This is a genomic window from Pedobacter sp. (assembly GCF_041645105.1).
Classification (GTDB): Bacteria; Bacteroidota; Bacteroidia; order Sphingobacteriales; family Sphingobacteriaceae; genus Pedobacter.
In genome coordinates this window covers 23,961-42,476 of the sequence record NZ_JBAZQQ010000006.1, presented here as the reverse complement: position 1 = coordinate 42,476, position 18,516 = coordinate 23,961, and the positions used below count along the sequence as shown (strand labels likewise).

Genomic DNA, 18,516 nt, shown 5'->3' with positions numbered 1-18,516 from the left:
AATGATATAAATCATTCCATTTGATCTTATGAGCGATCTTATAAGAAACATAATTGGTAGAAATGTTAAGTCTATTAGAAAAAGTTTAAATCTTTCCTTACTCAATTTCTCTATATTGACTGGGATTTCAAAAGCAAGTATTGTTAATATTGAATCCGGTAAGAAAGGATATAATCTAAACCTACTGGATAGTATTCTTTCATTTACGACTTATACTCTAAAGGAATTATCAACACAAAATCTAGTTGTTCCTTATGATTTAAGGGAAAAACTTCTAGAACTTTATAAAAATGATCTAGTTACATTTAATCTGCTATCACAAACTCCAGAAATTGGATACGCAGTATCCGCCAAATTATTGCCAAGCACATTTCTAAAAACACCTAAAGAGATTGGACAAATCAAAACATTTTTTGAAGAATTTGGCTGGATCTATCTAGGGACATCAATATCGAATGTTTTAAAAGGAATGCCAGATTCAATTGAAATTAGAAAACATGAAACCAAGAAAAACACCAATGTCTATTTAAAAAAACAGTAAGCTAAATCCAATTCCATTTTCCTTTACTCTTTAGCTGACTTGAATATTGACCAACGATAATTTAAATAACATTTACATTGAAGATAGGACTTTAATTAGAGGCCAAAAGATGAGCTGTAATTTTGTAAAGGTGATAATTCATCAAATTTTCTCATCAACATTCCAGCAAGAGAGCCATTCCATTGAAACAGCTCTCTTAACAATGTAAAAACTACCTCTTAGTATTCAACTCCCCATTCTTCTAATAATCTTTTATCACGGTCTAGAATCCTCTTCAGACGCTTTTTCCGTTTGCGAGGTAATCGCTTTGGTTTTGTAAATTCTATCTTCCGAATATCATATAGACTGCCGTCACTTCGTTTTAAAATCATAATTGTCTTAGTTATTTTCTCGTTTTGTTAAAAGGTCCGAAAAATGTTCATTCATTTTCACGATTTCTACTTCCACAAGCTCCAAATGAAAGCCACGCGCATTCTCTCTGCTGGTTCCAATTCTATCCTCAGCAATATTAGAAATCATATCTTTTAATATAGCAACTCCTTTATTAAGATATTCAATAGCTTCCTTACGGTTTCCCAACGCAGCTTGATCGGCTTCCTCAATTAACTTTCTATAGGAACGGCTTATAGGCACCATATTCCCATTAAAACTACCATTTTTAATTTCTTCAATTCGTCTTTTGTATTCTTCAAAATTGGATATCATACCTTTCATAATTAGTTATCCATTAGTGTTCACTGACCTTTATTGATCAACTACCACGCAAAATAGCGAATGTGTGATTCTAAAATTCCCTTAAAATTTCTTTGTGATTAAACGCAGTAAAATGGGTGAGATACAAAATAAAATTGCGTTTGAGCAAATTTTAAAAGGTCGTACCAAATAAAGTTTGCAAGGAGATTTTCCGCCAGTATAAAAGCGGACTGACCTGACGATGGCTACGTACCCAGTTTAGAAAGGTAGTGATAGATAAACTCGGGACTCTTTAGATTGTCACCATTTCTGTTCAGTTCATCCGCATAATCCAATAGCGAGCCACATCCGGCTTTTACAAAAAGTGCCCTGAGTCTTTCATTGCCGGAAATATCATAGATCAGAAATGCATCCATCCGATCCAGCATCAAATATTTTTTGTCCAGAACTTCTAATTGGGTAAGCTTTTTCAGTCTGTTACCTTCGGGTGTCCCTTCATTGGTCAGGAACAGAAAAGTCCGCACCAGCCATTTGTCTTCATGCAGGGAAATAACAAAGTAGCCGACTTTATGGATGCCAAGGTTACATTCAAGCAGAATATGGCTCTTTCGGACGATAGCTTTAGGATTACCTTTGGTAAATAGATGACCCAGATAGGCCTGTATATATCCCTTTGTAAACAATGTTCGTTCTTCAAAACGTTCCAGCGCATGCTGTTGGGAATATAGGGGAAGGGCGATTTCATCCTCCATGTCGAGTATTCCTAATTGGCTGGGTTTTATCATCAGCCAGTCCAGTTCGTCCACTTTCTTTGCAGAAGGTACTCCCATCCTCACAACCACACGCTTCTTTCCGTCTATATCCTGCAACTGTGTGCTGTGCTTCAGACGATAAACACGGATCTCATTGGTACCTCCTAATTGTTCGATTGCCATCCTGTCGAAGCGTAACCTTACTGTTCCTCTATAGAAATCGTACAACTGTAGGTCATTCATTCCCATCACAATAAGGATATTGGTTTTCTGTTTTTCGAACCATTCAGTGTCCGTAAAATAAGGAGAAAAGGCTTCCCGAAGTTTGGAAAAACGCTTGAATCGGTTCGCGATTCGGAATTGAATGTAATGCAGAAGAACCATGACATCGGTCATAAAACGTGCATAAGTTATCTGTTCACCAGAAGGAAGATCGATATAGTGTTCGCTCAGCAGACTGGCTAGCATCTGTTTATAGCCAGCCAGCTCTTCTTCGGTCATGACTCGCTTCCCGTTTAATACGATCTTGATGTCAGGATAACGGTGCACGTACAACAGTCGCCGGCTACTTTCAGGCAGGAGTTCAAAATATCCTTTGCCAACCATCTTTTCGCAGATACTACGTAACCGGTGGTTAAATACCCTTCTTCGGGTTAGCTCCTTTTGAGCAAAAGCTGCCTTTTTCTTACCTGTTTTTGCCATGTTCAGTCTAAACAATCGGTTCTACAAATAATCCCGATAGTCAGGACTTGCCTACACTCTGCCAAGAGAACGAGTACTGTAATTTAATTAAATAGACTGGAATATCCAAAATAGAGCAAAACAGACCTATTACTTATGAATGAAAGAGCCCAGCCATATCACAACCTCTATCAAGCCATTTTCGATCTCCTTTCAAAACCATGAATAGGAAGTACGTATGGTTTCCAGCCTATTAATTCCAATAATTTTCTTATTTAAAACGTGGAAAAATAGCTTCAGAAGGCAAATCTCCATAAACGTTAAAATATGCTTCCATAATAACAGGCAAGCTCAGCAGCTTTTTAATCTCAATTTGTTTCTTAGATTCTTTCCGATTAGAAAGCAACCTTTCAATAACATCGTCAGCAAATGAACTTGGTCTACGTCCTAACATTCTTTCAATCTCCAATTCTGTTGAATATTTCTTAAGCATCTCCTTAAGATTTGGAAATGACCTTGCAGAGACAGTCATATGCTTAAAATTGAGCTTTTTCTTCTTCAATAGTTTAAAGACAAACATATATGCCGGTAAAAACTCCCGAACGTCAGGAAACATTCTAGGTACGTAAACAGAACGATCAAATGCACCACACTTGCTTTCCCAGATCAATGCTCGGAAATCGTTCAGCAATAATGGCGGATATGACTTCTATATCAAGCAAATCTGAGGAATAGGGAGAAAAGCATTTAAAGCCTAAAGATCTCGTCTTTTCTCTGCCATACAACCATTATTACGAAAGTTGCTCATCCATCCAAGTTGACGTAAAACCCATTGCTGCCGGGTCTATGTTGGGATATTTGATGAACAAATCAAAAAAATTATCTTTAAATCTATGGTTCGGATTTATGACCTGCAACAGATAGATCATCATGGATAGAAGATAATATGTGCGGTTACTAATGCTCTAATAAACTCTAATTAAAAAATGTGTTAATCACAGCCAAAACCCCTATTTTATCCATTTCGTCTAATAACCCTCTAATTGATCGCGATTAAATAACCGTCATTTATTAGAGCAATCTATTAAATATTATCTTGGTAATGCTCCTCATTTTTGATCATCTCCTTTTTTCTCATTTCTGACAATAGGTTATTAACCTTAAACTTTTTTCTTGCTCATTCATCCACCCAGGAAGTTTATTAGACAATAATTCATCTATATCCTTTCGTTGTACCTGGTTATGATGTTTGATGAACTGAATGATCAGATCTAAATAATAAGCCTTATCAAAAGCCCTATTCTTCGTATATCCCGCTTTTTGTCCCGTTTGACTTGCAACCTTCAATGAAAGATAGTAATTTGGTTTTCTACCTTCTATTAATTTTTTGGTTCTCAGATGCTTTTCTTCATTATTGGATAGCAGCCTTCCCTTCTGGACTTTATCAATGGCAATTATCTCTCCTAGTGTTAACTCTTTATGCTGCGCAAGTATATTAGCAAATTCCATGTCAAGTACTTTCCCAGTAATAGTCACCTTAACTTTACCACCTGAAAGATCATAATCCGGTAATGGAAACAAACGCTGTCGCTGATAATTAAAGATCTTTTTTATACCACCACCTGCAGTATCTACCATCTTGAGGTTGCGATAAAACAAATATAATTATATTACATTATTTTCTTTTACGTCTGATTAATAACAAAGTACCCATCAACAACAAGAGTCCCGGCAATATCCATATGTAAATTATTTTAAATACTTTAGCTGTACTATGGCTAATTAACAATAGGTTGTCTTTAACTTCGATATTTCGCGGCAGGTACTGAGGATATGCTCCATCAGCGAACCAACTATAAAAGGCATTCCCAAAGGAGTTCTTCCCATTTCTCATATTACTGGTGAAATCTGCATCTCCGCAGATAATAATGCGTTGATGCTTATTATTAATCTGCCTGGTCAATTGAACAGCGGTAACAAACGATGTTTCTTTAATATCTCCGTCTTTAAGATTAAATGCCGGTGGTATGGAATCCAATACCAGAGTGCCTGCTTTAAGCCATGTTTTATGAGGAACTGTCCTTAACAAAGGGCTTATGGTGAAAGACCCATCTGTAGTATAAGAAAGGGCCACTACACCTGGCGTAGGTATTTTCAAAGTATCATTTTCAATGTCTTTCTTTTGCAAGGCTTCTTTCCACTTTAACAGTGGGGCTTCTTCCGCGAGATCGGCCCCGGCTGCCGTAATATATGATCTTACTTTATCCGGCGTTTCATTTTTGCTCAATTCTACCAGTATCCCCTTCATAAATTGTACTCCAATATAGGAAAGCAGGGGATTAAGTATCCCTTGTTTTCGGGGCTCACCATAAACCAACAAATTCCCTCCCTTATCTATATACTGCTTAACTTTGGTCAGTGTTGCAGAACTTAAATCAGTTTTAGGATCAGCAATTACAAGAGCCGTGATATCAGCAGGGATATCCTGTTGATCTAATGAAAGCGTACCTATATCAAAACCATGGTTAATTAATGCATTGCGATTACCTTTATCTGCGAAAGTTCTTGAATACTCCCGTTCACCGGTTTTATAAATGCTTCGTTCCAAATTTCCCGAAAGCATATATATCTTTGGGCTCTTTTCTGCTGTCAAACGCTTTAAAGCTTCATCTATATGTGTTTCATTTGGCCAGCAATAACTATCTTCATAGGTACGCAAATTAATTATCTGGTCTTTATACTTTAATTGTAAAAGGAGCCGACCGTTTTCAGAGTTTGGGTCAATCATTTTGCGGATATCTGCGGGGGGCATAAACATAGTCGAATCTACTTTATACAACTTTGCCATTATACCGGCTATCTGTTTTTCTGTTTTGCCAGGATAGGCTTTATAATATTGCTTATCGTCTAAACTACCATCATTATCATAATAATAAACGTACTTAAATTTAATATCTGGCTTAAACCGCAGAAAGGGTTCCCAAAGGGTTGTTAAGTATGAATTTCTTGCCGCAGGAAGTCCCCTTGTAAGGCTCGCACCTAATAAATTGGCATAAAGTGTTACTTCCAGCTCGGCCTTATCATCTAAGCTCTCTAGTATCTTTTGACTGCGGGGATGGATGGTATTAGTTTGTCCGACAGTTAGATCCCAATAACCGGTGATTGCGGGGCGCGAACTGATGTAGCCAATTAATACACCTGAAACAACTACTCCGATATATCTTAAAAATTTAACCGACCATGGCTTTATCTCCCTTCCACCTTTAAGTTTAAAAAGCGTAAAACCAAGAAACATATAAATTACAACAAAAAAATAGATCACATCTTTACTGGTGATTAATCCTAACATCATTTTACCCGTCCGCCCAGATATAGATAAAAAATAAGTAAGATCGCGCACAAAATCATATTGCTGCCAAAGAGTACCTATGCGGCCCAACATAAAGAGAACCATGAAGGTACCAATAGCAGATATGATCTGATAAGTACTAAGACTAGACATGAATAAACCTATAGCTGAATAGGCACAAGCAAGCAAATAAAAGCCCAGGGTTGCAGATAACAAAATTGGGTAGTCAATGGATTTAATGTGAAAAATACCCGAAACCATAAATATGCTTAATATTCCGACGAGCGCAAGATTATAGATCATTAAGGCTAGGTATTTTCCTAAAACGATATCGCGCAGCCTGATAGGCGACGAATACAATAATTTGAAGGTCCCATTATTAATCTCACGACTTAAAATACCCATTGTAAGCAATGGGATAAACAAGTATAGATTCTCTAATGCTTTCTCAAAAATGCTATTTGCTTCTAAATAAGCAACAGGTGTAATTGGCGACGGAAAATGTTTAAACTTAGGGCTGTTTTTTAACAAAACCTCCTGAACCATGGCACTCACCGTTAATGGTGTGGCATAATAAAAAGCACATTGCACTAAAAACACTAATGCCAAAAACCAGGCTACGGGTGAATAACAAAGATTACGGACTTCGTTCTTAGCAATTTTGAATATGATCATGATATGTTGATTGATTAGTAAGATTGAGCTCCTGATAGTTGTTTAAAAATATCATCCAACATGCTTTTTTCCAGGCTGATCTCGCGTAATTGCCATTTATGCTGTAAGCTGGTGGCCACCACTCTTTCAGTAATCTCTTCATCCCCATCAAAGTACAGGCGGATTTCTTTATGAGTAAGCGCCTCAGCTTTAGTAACGCCTGGTATTTTTAACAATTCTTCGATACTTGGCGGGTTTTCCATCTTTACAATTAAACTGTTGGGCTGCACATAATTGTCAAAGGCATCCATAGAATCTGCAAATACAACTCTACCTCCTTCAATCATTACAATCTCTTTGCAAAGGATATGGATCTCTGATAAGATATGTGAGGACAGCAGTACGGCACAATCAAGAGATATTTCTTTGATCAGCTTCCTTACCTCTATCAATTGGTTAGGATCCAGCCCGTTGGTCGGCTCGTCTAATACCACCAGTCTGGGTTTATGTATAATGGCCTGCGCTATGCCTACTCGCTGCCGATAGCCACCAGATAAGTTATGGATCAGCCGGCTGCTAAAATGGGTAATCCCGCAACGCTCTTTTACCTCCTCTACTGCGCTTTTTATTTTGCTTTTTTCAATAAATCGCAGCTCTGCACAATAAGTCAGGTACTCATCGATAGTCAGATCGGTATACAGCGGTGGATTCTGGGGTAAAAAGCCAATCTGCTTTTTGGCCAGTTCAGGCTGGGTTCTGATGTCAAAACCATGAACCTGAACCCTGCCTTCGGTTTGGTTCAACACCCCACAAATAATGTTCATTGTGGTTGATTTTCCGGCGCCGTTTGAGCCCAATAAGCCGGTAATACCGTTCTGGGCTATTTCCATATTGATATCGCGAACAGCCCAGCTGCTACTGTACTTATGCGAAAGTCCTTCTATTCTTAAAATGCTACTCATTAATTTTATAATTTATTTTTTTATATCAGCACCCCATTAACTCCAGAATTCCCTCATTCCTGATGATCATCATCCCCTGCCGGTCTTCGGTTATGCCTTCTTCCATTTTATAGGTATAGCGGGGTCTGGCTCCATCCATCACGGTAGGCATATAACCAAACCTGATATTGTCCCGTTCTTTTAGAGCTTCGCCCACTTCGATAATGTGTGTAGAAACAATAAACAGACAGTTCCGGTATTCTGAAAATCCTTCGGTTACCGCCAATGTCCCATCGTAAGCATCTTTTACATTGGTACCTTTAAACAGTTCATCGAACATCAGCAAAAGTCTTTTGCCACTGGCAGCAGCTTCTGCAGCCTGTTTTACCCTGACTACCTCGGCGTAAAAATGGCTGTAACCAAGGTTGATGTTGTCGGCCACATTGATAGAAGAATAGAGCCCTTGCCGGACTGAAAATTCCATACTTGCTGCTGCCACTGGGAAGCCCACATGTGCCAGGTACATCGTTATACCCACAGATTTCATCAGCGTAGATTTACCCGCCATATTGGCGCCTGTTAAAAACAGCACATTACTGTTTTGGTCCAGCAGAAGGGAATTTCCTACTGCTTTTTCTACACCGGGGTGGTAAAGGTTTGTTACCGAAAGCACGTTCTTTTCAAACGCTAAGGCTTTGGCGAAAACAAAACCTTTACTTCGGGCAACATCACTTACCGCAATGTTAACATCAAGCTCGTAAATAAACAGTAACACATTTTCTATTTCCTGGTGCAGTTTGTTTTTTATTAAATGGTTATAAAAAACCAATGATTTTAACGGCAGGCTCTTATAGATGTCTATGCTGCGCAGACGCTCTACACGCTTGTCGCTTAATAAGGTCCTTACTTCTTTTATCCGCTCTGCCCAGGTGCCTGGTACCGCTGACATGGTCTCTAAAAATGAATAACATTTGTTTAATACAATAATTGCGGCCTGCAGACCCTGAATGTTCTTTTTATACCGTTCATCCCGGGCTAATCCTGAAAGCCACTTTTTTATAATGGTCCCGGTAAACACCTTCAGAAAGCTCTCTTTTGCGCCGGTATCTACATATTCCCGCATTAAGCCTACCTGCCCGGCATCAAAAGGAAAGCTCAATTGCTCCTTTTGAAAAAATCGGAAAACGGCGGTACGCTCATTAATGCTTCCTGGATCTTCCAGCGGAGAAAGGAACATTTTATCTAACAGTTGTTCCCCGCCCCGCGTTTTTACATGGTTGAACAGGCTATACACTGAACCGCTCCGGAATTTCCCGGGCAGGTTCAATTCTTCAATCGTTTGTCTGTCTATACTGAAACTCATATTCATTTAATTTAACAGGGGTTCTTTATTCGATCTAACGGTGTGTTCTCCAGGTTGTTTACCGGCGTGCTTTTTATCCCGTTTTTTAACAGCTCCAGGATTCCCTCATTGCGGATGATGACCATACCATGGCGATCATCGGTTACCCCTTCTTTTAAAGTGTAAGTATATTCGGGCATGGTACCATTCATAATGGTGGGCAGGTAAAGAAACCCTACATTGTCCTTTTGTTTTAGTTGCTCTGCAGCTTCGACAATATGTGAGGAGATGATGAACATACTGGTTTTCTTCCGTGCAAAAGCATGGGTAACGGCTACCGTTGCCTCATGCGCATCTTTAACATTGGTACCCCTGAATAGCTCATCAAACAGAACAAACAACGATTTCCCCTGTCCCAGTTCTGTGGCTATTTTCTTTACCCGCAGTACTTCCATATAGAAATGGCTGGCGCCTATGCCTAGTTTATCAGGCAGGTTAATGGTGGTATAAACACCATCCATCACCGAAAACTCCATGTTGCCGGCCGCTACCGGGAAACCCATATGCGCCACATAAAGTGCGGTACTTACTGCCCGCAGGAAAGTAGATTTACCTGCCATATTTGCTCCTGTTAAAAAAATCACATTGTGCTGCGGATCTATAAAAACAGTGTTTGCAACCGGATGTTTAAGCTCTGGATGATACACCCCGCTCAGGTTTAAGGTATTTAAACCTTTTTCCAGAGCTATTGGAAAAACAAAATTTCGTTTAATAGCTACCTGTGCTACAGACAGGTATATATCCAGTGTATAAATATGGCCGAACAGATTTTTTATCTTCTCGTGTTCGCGCACTCTGAAAAGTACATCGTAGGCAGCTATAGCAGGGTAAGGAAGCTTACCCCGGGGTTTCTCTCTCAATGCGGGTTCAAATGCTGCATCGGCCAGGAACCGGGAAATCGCTTCTCGCTCTGCGGCATAGGCCACTATGGAGATTACCGCAGGGTTTTCTATAAACTTCTTGATACGCCATAAAATATCTATTATTGCCGTTACCCCGTTATACATTTCCTTTTCGTTTAATACTGTAGCATGGCTGGAGGTATCTTTGGCACGCCCGCTGGTGTTCAATAGATACCGCTCAGCAGCATCAAAAGCCGTAGTGTCAAAAGGGAAGCTCGCCTTCTGAGCTGCAAAATGGGAAATTATACTGCTCCGCTGATTTATTGCAGTTCTGTCTGACAAGGGGTTGCGGAACAGCGCTTTCAACACTTCTTCGCCGCCGCGGGTATGGGCAGAGTTATAGATATCAAATATACCACCAGAATTCTGCTTGCCAAATATGCCCAGATCTTCTATCGTTTGTTCGTCGGTTTGTAAAAATATCATATCTTATTTTCTTTTGCGCCTGATTAATAATAAAGTCCCCCCAACTAACAGCAGACAAGGCAACACCCATAGGGTAGCTATTTTAAAAGCATTCGCCTGTGGCTCGGTAACAGTGAGTAAAGTATCTTTAGGCCTAAATAGCCGGGGCAGATATTGAGGGTAGGTACCATAAGCCAACCAGCTATAAAAGCCATTTCCAAATGCATTAAAGCCTAATCTTAAATTACTGGTAAAATCTGCATCCCCGCATACAATGATGCGTTGCTGTTTATTATTAATCTGCCGGGTTAGCTGAACGCCTGTAACAAAAGAGGTCTCTTTACTGTCGCCCTCATCCAGGCTAAATACCGGTGGCACAGAGTCCAGTACCAGGGCACCTGTCTTAAGCCATGCTTTTTGAGGCATTGTCTTTAACAAGGGACTGATGACAAAGCCACTATTTGCAGAATAAGAAAGTGCTGTTGCACCGGGCATGAATATTTTAATGGTATCACTATCCCTATCTTTTCTTCGGATTGCATCCTGCAAAGCTAAAAGCCTGTTTTCTTCTGCAAGATTAGCTCCGTCCGAAGTAATATAAGGCACTACTTTATCTGGCGTCTCATCTTTGCTCAATTCTACCAAAGTGCCATTCATCAATTGTATCCCTAGCTGCTTGAGCAGGGGATTAAGAACATATTGTTTACCGGGCTCGCCACAGATGAGCAAATTCCCACCTCGATCAATGTATTGCCGGATTTTATGCATGGCAACATCGCCCAATATAATTTTGGGATCGGCAATGACCAGCGCCGCTATGTCATCAGGAATATTATGGCTTTCTAGTGAAAGGGTATCTACATCAAAGGCACGGTTAATTAATGAAGTTCGATTGCGTTTATCAGTAGAAATCGTGGAATATTCCCTTTCGCCGGTTTTATAGATGCTGCGCTCCAGATTACCCGAAAGAAAATATATTTTTGGTGCTTTTTCTGCCATCAAACGATTTAAAGCATCATCTATTTGTGCTTCATCGGGCCAAAAAGTATCGTCGTCAAAGGTACGAAGGTTAATTTTCCGGCCTTTATATGTCATTTGTAAAAAGAGCCGGCCGTTTTCTGCATTAGGGTCAATTATTTTACGGATCTCGGTTGAGGGCATAAACATAGCTGAATCCAGATCCAGTATTTGTGCCAATATACCAGCTATCTGTGCTTCTGTTTTACCTGGATAAAATTTATAATACTGTTTGTTGTCTAAACTACCGTCATTATCATAATAATAAACATATCTAAACTGGATATCAGGCTTAAAGCGTAAAAAGGGTTCCCACAGATTGGTTAAGTACGGATTTCGTGCTTCCGGCAGTCCATATGTAAAGGATGGTCCTAATAGATTCGTATACAGCGTTATTTCTAATTGAGCACTTTCATCTAGACTTTTCAGTATTTTCTGGGTACGGGGATGGATCGTATTGGTTTTACCGCCGGTAATGTCCCAATAGCCGATAAATGCCGGACGCGAGCTTACATAGCCGATTAGCACCCCAGAAATAACTACCACAATATATCTTATAGCCTTAATCGGCCAGGGTTTTATCTCTCTTCCGCCCTTCAGTTTAAAAAGCGTAAAGCTTAGAAATATATAAATCACGATCAAGAAATAGATCACATCTTTAGTGGTGATCAGTCCGGCAAGCATCTTATCTGTTCGACCGGAGATAGATAGAAAATAGGTAAGGTCACGTACAAGATCATACTTCTGCCATACTTTACCTACATAGCCCAATAAAAAAATGACCATAAAAGTTCCTATTCCGGATATGATTTGATAGGTGCTAAGGCTGGACATAAATAAGCCTATAGCGGAGTAGGCACAGACAAGCAGGTAGAAGCCTAGAGTGGCAGACAACAATATAGCATAATCTACAGATTGGATTTGAAAGACTGATGACACCATGAATATGCCGATTATCCCAACCAAAGCTAAATTATAGATCATTAAGGCGAGGTATTTCCCCAAAACAATATCGCGCAGCCTAATTGGGGAGGAATACAATAATTTGACGGTGCCATTGTTTATTTCCCGGCTCAATATACCCATGGTAAGTAGGGGAATAAACAGAAAAAGATGCTGTAGCGCATTTGCAAAAATGCCTTCAGGACTTAAAAAAATTGCTCCTGTAATTGATGATCCGAAATTTATAAATTTCGGACTGTTTTTTATCATCGTGTCTTGCGTATTCGCGAAACTGATTAAAGGACCGGCATAAAAAACAGCGCATTGTACTAAAAATACAATTGCCAGGAACCAGGCTACAGGTGAGTAGCAAAGGTTACGAACCTCATTTCTGGCAATTTTGAATATGATACTCATAGCTTGTTGTTTTATCATCTAAAGTATTCCATTACCATAAGCACCTGCTTATTAGCCTGTGTACCAAATAGGGCAAGTGTAAAATTGTTATTTCGCCATTTGTTGCCACCCGTTTCTACAGAGCCACTTGCATTTACCTCATCAAACGTATAGCTCCCTAATAATTCATCCGTAATCCGATCACGAAACTCGAAAGTATAGCTATCTACAGTTGACCGCACGGTATAATGTTTAAATTCTGTAGCTCCTTTATAAGGTAGATTTGCTATTGCATAGCGATCAGCCTGCCCAATTAAATTTACACTTACAGGGTTACCTCCTTCCGAAATATTAACAAAACGGATCCCCATGGTCGAATCTGCAGGGAGATGATATGGTAGCTTATTTTTGGTAAATAAAGTATCTGGAGCCTGTGGTGTACCCATTAAAAAAAGAGTATGCATAGTGTTAACCGGCAGGTTCAATTTTAAATTAAACAAGGGGTTACTATTGAGGCTGGTATCTGCCGCCAGGTATAAGCCCAGCTTTTGCTGGCCACTGTAATTAGTGGTAAACAGATACCATTCAGGGTCTACATAGTTTAACTGTCCATAAAACTTTACGCCGCTTAAATCTGTCCCATTAAAATTGGTAAGTAACTTACTATTGCCTGCTACACAATTAACAATAGTAAGGGCCGCTGTGCCTGTACCAGGTTTGACTATATCTTTCTTACAAGAGCTTATGACCAATAAAAACAGTGTAATTGAAAAAAGATTGAAATATATTCGTCTCATTTTTTGTCTTTTTATTTGTATTAATTTATCTATCAATTATTTACAGACAGAACATGTCTGATGCCGATTGATTTTGTTTATAACCTCTTTAGGTGTCGCTAGTAGTCTGGGTTCTGTGTTAAAAAAGGATCTATTATGATTTCTGCGACAGGTATGGGATATAAAAGCTGGTAATTTCCTGGCCAAGGTTGTTTTAGAGGAATGGCAGAAAGCACAGCACCGGCTTTACCTGTGCGCTTTAAATCAAACCAGCGATGCCCCCATTCGGAAAAAAACTCTATCTGTTTTTCTTTAGCTACAGCGGCAATGACCTGTTGCTGGCTTAAGTCCTCATTTAAATCGTCCAGGTCGGCCCTATTGCGAATGATATTTAAATCAGAAATGGCTGTGGCAATTCCGCCTAAGGCTCCATTGGCTGTTGCCTCTGCACGTATCAGATAAGCTTCGGCCAAACGCAATATCATATAATATTCTAAAGGCGGCTGATAAGCCTCGCCGTTTTTACTGCCAATTTTGTACTTATGAGGGTAATTACGGGTTGAACCTGAGATTACAGAACTACCTACCCATGCTAGTTTACGCTGGTCTTCGGCATCAAATCCGGACAACAGTTGATTGGTTAGGGAATATGGCGAAGGTAAGTTAAACCCATAACCCTCGGTTGTTGCATTTTTTACAGCACTGCTTTCATTGGTTTGCTTTAATTGCCATACTGCTTCTCTACTGTCAATTAAAAATACCCTATTCAAATCGGTCTCCAGACCAAACAACGCAGTATGGCTAATAACGGCTGTTGCCTGTGCTGCGGCATTTATATAGTCGCCGATATATAGGTAAGCACGGGCGAGTAATAGCGTAGCTGCCCATTTATTAGGGATTACCCTTTCGCCTTGACCTGCAGAATAATCTGGTGGCAACGCAGCCTGCGCGTCTATCAGATCTTTAATGATTTGCTGATAAACCTCCTGCTGGGGCATGCGGCGCAGGTTTCGGGTTTTGTTAAAATCAACCGTAAGCACCATGGGTACATCGCCAAAAAAGTTAGTAAGGTAGAAGTAACAAAACGCCCTCACAAATTTAGCCTGGGCAGTAAGCTCTGTTCTTACATTATTGTGCAATGCCGGAGCAGTTGATGCTGCTATGCCTTCGATAACCGAGTTCGAACCATATATAATTTTATAGGCTGATGTCCATAGGGTTGTGGATGCACCTGAATTTAATGCCGATATCCGATTAGTGTTATATAAATACATTTGGTTTCCTGAATTGCCTGAAGAAAGGAATAACTCATCTGAAGATAGTCCCCCTAGAATGGTAGTAAGGCCCATGCTAAAGCCACTGGTTGGTTGCGGAAAATTCCCATTTCCATTGGCCATTAAGGTATAAACACCTGCCATCGCCGATGTAGCCAAGGCATCAGTACTGAAAACTTCCACCGTTGTAACTGTATCTAGGGGTGGATCAATTGCTATCAATTTCCTGCATCCCATATTAAGGGTGCATGTAATGGCGCAAAAAATATAAACTGTTTTTAATTTAAAGGAATCCATAATCATTTCTATAAAGTAATTGATAGACGAAAATTAAAAGTTCTAGGTTGCGGGTATTCTCCAAAGGGTAACTGTGGATCAATGCCATCATATTTTGTAAGTGTGAAAATATTTTGCACATTAAGAGAAACGCTCAACTGCTTTGCGCCAAGCTTTTGGGCAAACTTCTCTGCTAAATAATATCTTGCCGAGATATTGCTCAGGCGCAAATAAGAACCATCAGTATACCCTCCATCTGAACTTCCAAAAAGACTCTCTGAAACACCTGGATTAGTTGTAAGAATTGGATTAATAGCAATGTCTCCAGGCCTTTTCCAATAGTTACTGAAAGCCGTTACTGGAACGTTGCCTACTGCACCAGGAGAACCTCCTGTATAAGCCCTTTGCACTATTCTTTTTTCAAAAGTAAAGCCCAGGCTGACTGCTAAATTCTTATAATTTAAATCTGTAACTGCTCCCCCATTAAATTCGGGACTCAAATCGACAACAATACGTCGATCATCTGTACCCAGACCGGGAGGAGTACCAGGGGCATAGTTGCTGATTTTTCCATCATTATTATAGTCCTGAAAGGCTCGACGCCCTGTTTGGGGATCTACACCCAAATAGTGCAGCAAGTACATAGCACTCATTGATTCCCCTATTCTAATTCTGGAGTAATCAGCAGTATATTCTATACCAGGGTAGGCCAGTAATTTGTTTCGATTCCGACTGATATTAAATGAGGCTGACCATGAAAAATCCTTTTCGGTGATGATATTTCCGCTTAAACTAGCAGTTACTCCTGTATTTTGCAGATTTGCAGCAGAATTCCCAAATACAGAATTAAAACCAGTAAATTGCGGCGTTGGCAGGTTTGTCAACTGGTTATCGCAATTATTTTTATAGACCGATGCACTCAGGTTAAACTTATCTTCCAGAAAACCTAAACTTAGCGAGGCAGATAGTTTTTTAACGGATTGCCAATGGTAGTCCTGATTTACAGCATTGATAGGTACTAGTGGTAAATTACCATTATAATAATATAATGGACTAGCTGATCCCGATGACCACTGCGATAGATATTTATAATCGCCGCCGGAAAGTCCCGTAATGCCATAATTACTGTTCAACTTAATTAAACTAATCCATGTCGGTATTACTCCTTTCAGCCATTTTTCTTCTAAAGGAAACCAGTTGACCCCTGCCGACCAAAAATTCCCAAACTGCTTGCCTGGGCCAAAACTGGAAGAGCCACTCCGATTTCCAGTAAGTTCAATAATATACTTTCTTTCCCAGTTATAGTTGATATTTGCATTTACATCAATATACTTGTTCTGAAGATATCTTTGGGTGATCGTTTTAAAAGGAGCATTATTAATCGACTTTAATAATTCATCACCTGAATATCCAGCCCCCATTAAGGTGTACCCTTCTGCAGTGGTATTGTTTAGTGTTGCACCCATTGAGATCTTCAGGTTCCCCTTGCCAATATATCCAGAATAGGCTACAAAGGGATTAACATTATAGCCAATGTTCCCATTATTCCCAAAAATAGCAGTTCCAAGAGGATAGTCGATGGGATTTTGAGCCGCTATGGGCTGGAAAAATTTGTTTTTTGCCGAAGAGTTGTTATATCCCATGGATATATTGAAGTCTAATCCTTTTACTATTTTGTAGGCTATCGTCATACCGCTTGATAAGGTATAGGTACTTGCGGTACTAGGTGATAAAAGCCCGCTGAATGGGAAAATTATACCTGATCCTGGAGAATAATTAAAAGGACCGTAGTTCAAATTCCCTTCTTCATCAAATATTGGCGGCAGGTTAGGAGGCAAGGTGGTGGCCCCGCCAACAAATACCTGATTGGTAGTTGTATAAGCATAGGTCGCGGTAAATGAAAGAGATAATTTTTGATTTAAACTTTTATAACCCAAGTTGAAATTTAGGCCTCCCTTATCATTTTTATTTTGATTGCTTAAAGCGGACATATTCTGTATTGCAGAATAGGAAGCCCCTAGCCTAAACGTTGTAATGTTATTTCCTCCAGACAGAGAAGTTGATACGCCAGTACTGATATTCGATTGCCAAAGTTCCTTTTGCCAGTCGGTATTCCTGTTTGCATCCCATAAGATCAAATCGGGTGCATTTTCAATCGTTGGGGTAATCCCATCGTTACTGAATGCCTCGCGCCGCATTTGTAGATATTGACTGGTGTTTAACATATCCCAATGTCCAATTGCCCTATCCACAGACCGATCCACATCTACAGTAAACTGGGTTGTTCCCTGCTTGCCCTTTTTGGTAGTGATCATGATCACTCCGTTTCCGGCTCTTGAACCATATCTGGCTGTGGCCGCCCCGTCTACCAACACACTAACACTTTCAATATCTTGCATATTGAGGCTATATAAAGGGCTTTGCCCTTTGGAAAAAGACAAACCTGACTGTATCAATCCGGCAGAGCCATTGGCATAATCTCCACTAAAAGCAAGCCCTAGGTTTGGTATAATTAATGGCACCCCATCTATTACATATAGGGGATCGGAAGGGACGTTCGCGATGGAATTTCGTCCTCTGATTTCTACTTTTACCGGAGCACCACTAAACCCACTTGTAGGGCTTACTATCATCCCTGGCACCATTCCCTGTAATGCCAGCAATACGTTTGTTACTGGCTGTTTCTCCAGTTGCGCCGCATTTATTTGGGTTATTTCGCCTACGGACAGCCTTTTGGTAGTAGTTCCATAAGCCTGCACCATTACAGCATCCAGCTCATTGTCTGCCTCCTTCATATAAATGCTAAATTCGGTTTGCAAGGATACCGCCATCTCCTGGCGCTTATAACCTATATAACTTATACTCAGGGTATCATTTGTACGTACATTTTCTAAAATAAATTCCCCCTTGGCATTTGTAATTGTACCTTGATGGCTACGCTTGATGATCACATTGGCATTAGCCAGGCCCTGCCCTTGTGTATTATAGACAAAGCCATGTACTGTCCCTTTAGAAAAAGCATTCATATTAATTGCCGGCTTTCCGTCATCGTCTTTAGGTTGAGTTTTATCGATAAGCACTACTATTTTACCCCCTACCAGGTTATATCCCACTGGGGTATTGAGCAAACACTGATTTAATGCAGTACGTAAATTAGCTTCCTTTACTGTAATAGATACTCTCCCTGCTTTTTTTAATATGTCGAGATCATAGAAGATCTGAATCCCTGTCTGTTTTTTTATTTGCGTTATTACAGTTTCGAGCGGCACATTTTTTAAAGAAAGCGTAATGGTAGGCTCTTTCTGTGCATACAGCTGAGCACTCGCCAACAGGCAGATAAAAACGAGTAAAAGTCTATACATTTTCATACGCAGTGATTTAAGTGCTGAACTACATATATTTGTTGCGCAAACAGTCCTGCAGGCAAAGTAGCCCGCATAAAAAAAATCCCTTTTTTCATCAGTTTAATTTGGTTTTGGTTGGTTTAGTTACTCAATTGCTATTTACATGAGTGC

13 protein-coding genes are annotated in these 18,516 nt (G+C 39.9%); 1 reads left to right on the top strand and 12 read right to left on the bottom strand.

Annotated features, from left to right (window positions below):
- Window positions 1-28 precede the first annotated feature (28 nt).
- On the top strand, window positions 29-541 hold the full coding sequence (locus WC623_RS18630) for a helix-turn-helix domain-containing protein (RefSeq protein ID WP_372853890.1): 513 nt from the start codon (window positions 29-31) through the stop codon (window positions 539-541).
- Between the two features lie 378 nt (window positions 542-919).
- Here the strand turns inward: WC623_RS18630 and WC623_RS18625 are convergent, their stop codons facing one another.
- The 12 genes from WC623_RS18625 to WC623_RS18570 all read right to left on the bottom strand — a co-directional run bounded on the left by WC623_RS18625 (window position 920) and on the right by WC623_RS18570 (window position 18,369).
- Window positions 920-1,246 (bottom strand): hypothetical protein, encoded by a 327-nt coding sequence (locus WC623_RS18625; RefSeq protein WP_372853888.1) that lies wholly within the window; start codon window positions 1,244-1,246, stop codon window positions 920-922.
- A gap of 233 nt (window positions 1,247-1,479) precedes the next feature.
- Window positions 1,480-2,688 carry a hypothetical protein gene (locus WC623_RS18620; protein WP_372853886.1) on the bottom strand — a complete coding sequence of 403 codons (1,209 nt, stop codon included), beginning with the start codon at window positions 2,686-2,688 and terminating at the stop codon, window positions 1,480-1,482.
- A gap of 250 nt (window positions 2,689-2,938) precedes the next feature.
- Window positions 2,939-3,358: a hypothetical protein gene (locus WC623_RS18615; protein WP_372853884.1), complete on the bottom strand. Its 420-nt coding sequence runs from the start codon at window positions 3,356-3,358 to the stop codon at window positions 2,939-2,941.
- A 443-nt stretch (window positions 3,359-3,801) separates the two neighbouring features.
- Window positions 3,802-4,305, bottom strand: coding sequence for a hypothetical protein (locus WC623_RS18610; RefSeq protein ID WP_372853882.1), 504 nt, complete (start codon window positions 4,303-4,305; stop codon window positions 3,802-3,804).
- Between the two features lie 37 nt (window positions 4,306-4,342).
- A complete protein-coding gene (locus WC623_RS18605; protein ID WP_372853880.1) occupies window positions 4,343-6,691 on the bottom strand; it encodes a Gldg family protein in 2,349 nt (782 codons plus the stop codon).
- A gap of 14 nt (window positions 6,692-6,705) precedes the next feature.
- Window positions 6,706-7,632 carry an ABC transporter ATP-binding protein gene (locus tag WC623_RS18600; protein ID WP_372853878.1) on the bottom strand — a complete coding sequence of 309 codons (927 nt, stop codon included), beginning with the start codon at window positions 7,630-7,632 and terminating at the stop codon, window positions 6,706-6,708.
- A gap of 25 nt (window positions 7,633-7,657) precedes the next feature.
- Complete coding sequence (locus WC623_RS18595; RefSeq protein WP_372853876.1) at window positions 7,658-8,974, bottom strand: DNA mismatch repair protein; 1,317 nt, start codon at window positions 8,972-8,974, stop codon at window positions 7,658-7,660.
- Window positions 8,975-8,985: 11 nt separating this feature from the next.
- A complete protein-coding gene (locus WC623_RS18590; protein ID WP_372853874.1) occupies window positions 8,986-10,341 on the bottom strand; it encodes a DNA mismatch repair protein in 1,356 nt (451 codons plus the stop codon).
- 3 nt (window positions 10,342-10,344) lie between these two features.
- The gene (locus tag WC623_RS18585) at window positions 10,345-12,696 is read right to left on the bottom strand and encodes a Gldg family protein (RefSeq protein WP_372853872.1); all 2,352 of its coding nucleotides are present in this window, start codon (window positions 12,694-12,696) and stop codon (window positions 10,345-10,347) included.
- Window positions 12,697-12,710: 14 nt separating this feature from the next.
- Entirely contained in the window at window positions 12,711-13,472 is a 762-nt protein-coding gene (locus tag WC623_RS18580) for a hypothetical protein (protein ID WP_372853870.1), read from the bottom strand.
- 98 nt (window positions 13,473-13,570) lie between these two features.
- Window positions 13,571-14,962, bottom strand: a complete 1,392-nt coding sequence (locus WC623_RS18575; protein ID WP_372853868.1) for a RagB/SusD family nutrient uptake outer membrane protein — start codon at window positions 14,960-14,962, stop codon at window positions 13,571-13,573.
- 68 nt (window positions 14,963-15,030) lie between these two features.
- Window positions 15,031-18,369 carry a SusC/RagA family TonB-linked outer membrane protein gene (locus tag WC623_RS18570; protein ID WP_372853866.1) on the bottom strand — a complete coding sequence of 1,113 codons (3,339 nt, stop codon included), beginning with the start codon at window positions 18,367-18,369 and terminating at the stop codon, window positions 15,031-15,033.
- Between the last annotated feature and the right edge of the window lie 147 nt (window positions 18,370-18,516).